The sequence below is a fragment of the Zemynaea arenosa genome (assembly GCF_004614185.1).
Taxonomy (GTDB): Bacteria; Pseudomonadota; Gammaproteobacteria; order Burkholderiales; family Burkholderiaceae_D; genus Telluria; species Telluria arenosa.
In genome coordinates this window covers 1-2,503 of the sequence record NZ_SPVF01000190.1, presented here as the reverse complement: position 1 = coordinate 2,503, position 2,503 = coordinate 1, and the positions used below count along the sequence as shown (strand labels likewise).

Below are 2,503 nucleotides of genomic sequence, written 5' to 3'. Positions count from 1 at the left end.
GCCACCAGGTGGCGAGGTGGGTGACCTGGCCCTCATGCGGCAGGGGCGCCTGCCACTGGGGCGGGGCGATCGCGGACAGGGGCGGGGCGGCAGGCCGGGTGGCGCAGCCGGCCAGCGTCACGGCCAATGCCAGGAGCGGGAGCCGCCAGCCGGCGGCCACCGTGCGTCGAAATGTCGTCATGCTGTTGTTCTTCCCTCGTTATCGTTATTCGATGTTCTTGCTGCACCTGCCCTACGACGCATGAGCCGCTGCCATTTCGACACGCTCACGCGGTTTTTTTCATGGCGGCCTTGCGGCGTGCCTGTTCGGTCTTCACCATGCCTTCGCCGAAATCGACCATGCGGGCGATCCAGCTGTCGATGGCCGCGTCCGACCCGAGCAGGCGCGGCGTGATCTTCTCGATGACGTCCAGCCCCACCATCATGTGCATCGCCTGTCCGACCAGGCAGAAGGCTAGCCGGTCGATGTCGTCGTCGCTCTTCTTCAGGTTCAAATGGCGCAGCAGCACGGCCACCAGGCCCGCGAACGCGGGGCGGATATCGTTCTCGATTTCCTCGTGCCACAAGCCGGTCGGCTCCAGGACCTCGCGGAACCAGAGCCGCATGCACAGGCGCGCGATATCGCCCTGCTTGAGCGGGGCCAGCACCTGCCCATAGAACGCGGCCAGTGCCTCGCGCAAGGTCGCGTCGGGGCGCGTCCAGGCCGCAAAGGCCTCGGGCGTGTTAGGGTCGTACTCGCGGAAGGCGGCGCGGTACAGGCCCGCCTTGTCGCCGAAGTAGTAGCTGATCGCAGCCACGTTGGCGCCGGCGGCCAGCGCGATCTCGCGCGTGGACACGCTGGCAAAGCCGCGCTCCGCGAACAGTTTCATCGCGGCCAGCAGCAGGCGCTCGCGCGACTGTGCTCCGTCCGACCGGATGCGGGTGGTGTATTTATCTTTTTCCATCGCCGTGGATTAAAACACAATTTTCAATCGATTGATACAAGTAAATCGATTGTTTGAACTATGGCTGAGCTGTTACATTTGCTTACGGCTGAAACCGGCGGTATGTGCCGAACGGACAGGTGCCGCGTTATAAACAGGACGTCATTCAACGGAGAGTCCTGATGCGACATATCCTTGCGGCTTGCCTGCTGGCGGCCACCCTTGCGCTGCCTGCCGCCGCTGCTCCTGGTCCCGCTGATCAGCAGGCCGTGCATGTTCTCAACCGGATCGGCTACGGACCCCGGCCCGGCGACATCGAACGCGTGACGGCGCTCGGCGTTACCCGCTACATCGAGGAACAACTGAATCCAGAAGCGATTCCGTTGCCGCCCGCGCTCAGCGCGCGCCTCGCCCTGCTGGACGCGGCCAACGCACCCGCTGCCGAAGCGCTGGCCCGCTACCTGGACCTGCGGCGCGATGCCCGCAACGAGGAGGAGGGCGCGCGCCAGCAGCGCAAGGCCGCGATGCAGAAGGCGAACCGGGAGACCGATGCGGCCCGCCTGCTGCGCGCCATCGAGAGCCCGCGCCAGCTGGAGGAAGTGCTGGTCGAATTCTGGTTCAACCATTTCAACGTCTACAGCGGCAAAGGCCTGGACCGCGCGCTGGTGGCCAGCTACGAGCGAGATGCAATCCGCCCGTATGTGCTGGGCAGCTTCCGCGACCTGCTGGGCGCCACGGCGAAGCATCCGGCCATGCTGTTCTACCTCGATAACCACCTGTCCACCGCCGCGGGCTTTGTCCCCAAAGGGAAGAACAACAACGGCATGCCGCGTGGGCTGAACGAGAACTACGCGCGCGAGCTGATGGAGCTGCACACCCTGGGCGTGGACGCGGGCTACACGCAGCGGGACGTGACGGAGCTGGCGCGTATGCTCACGGGTTGGACTTTCACGCCGCGCGACCTGTCCGGGCCGAACGATGGTTTCCGCTTCGACCGGCGGCGCCACGACCACGGCACCAAGCACTGGCTTGGCCAGGTGGTCGAGGACCAGGGCCAGGCGGAAGGCGAGTACGCGCTGGACGTGCTGGCCATGCACCCGAACACGGCGCGCCATGTGTCCTACCAGCTGGCGCAGTACTTCGTGCAGGACGTGCCGCCGCCGGCACTTGTGGAGCGCATGGCGGCGACGTGGCAGGCGAGCCGCGGCAGTCTCCGCGCCGTGATGCGCACGCTGCTCACCAGCGATGAATTCATGGCCGCGGCAACGCAGGGGTCCAAGTTCAAGACGCCGTACCAGTTCGTGGTATCCGCCGTGCGTGCGTCGGGCGTACAGGTGCAGAACGTGCAGCCGCTGGTGGGCGCGCTCAATCAACTCGGCATGCCGCTGTATGGCTGCCAGACGCCGGACGGCTACAAGAATACGCAGGAGGCGTGGCTCAACCCGAACGCGCTCACGCGCCGCATCGCCTTCGCCACCGCGCTGGGCACGGGCAAGCTCGCGCTGGACCGCGCGCCTGCGGCACCTGTCGCCACGACACTGCGCGACGGCATGGCCGCGCCGATGCCCGCCGTGCTGTCC

Annotated in this window: 2 protein-coding genes and 1 pseudogene; 1 reads left to right on the top strand and 2 read right to left on the bottom strand. The window is 66.4% G+C overall.

Annotation, left to right across the window (positions count from 1 at the left end):
- Positions 1–181: pseudogene (locus E4L96_RS14980) on the bottom strand (hypothetical protein); the annotation flags it as partial.
- 85 nt (positions 182–266) lie between these two features.
- The gene (locus E4L96_RS14975; RefSeq protein ID WP_135208028.1) at positions 267–944 is read right to left on the bottom strand and encodes a CerR family C-terminal domain-containing protein; all 678 of its coding nucleotides are present in this window, start codon (positions 942–944) and stop codon (positions 267–269) included.
- A gap of 161 nt (positions 945–1,105) precedes the next feature.
- Between E4L96_RS14975 and E4L96_RS14970 the strand changes: the two genes are divergently transcribed.
- A partial coding sequence (locus E4L96_RS14970) for a DUF1800 domain-containing protein (protein ID WP_135208027.1) occupies positions 1,106–2,503 on the top strand: 1,398 nt, incomplete at its 3' end.

Coding starts and splice junctions, on each gene's coding strand:
- E4L96_RS14975 (WP_135208028.1), bottom strand. CDS start 944: ATGGAAAAAGATAAATACACCACCCGCATCCGGTCGGACGGAGCACAG.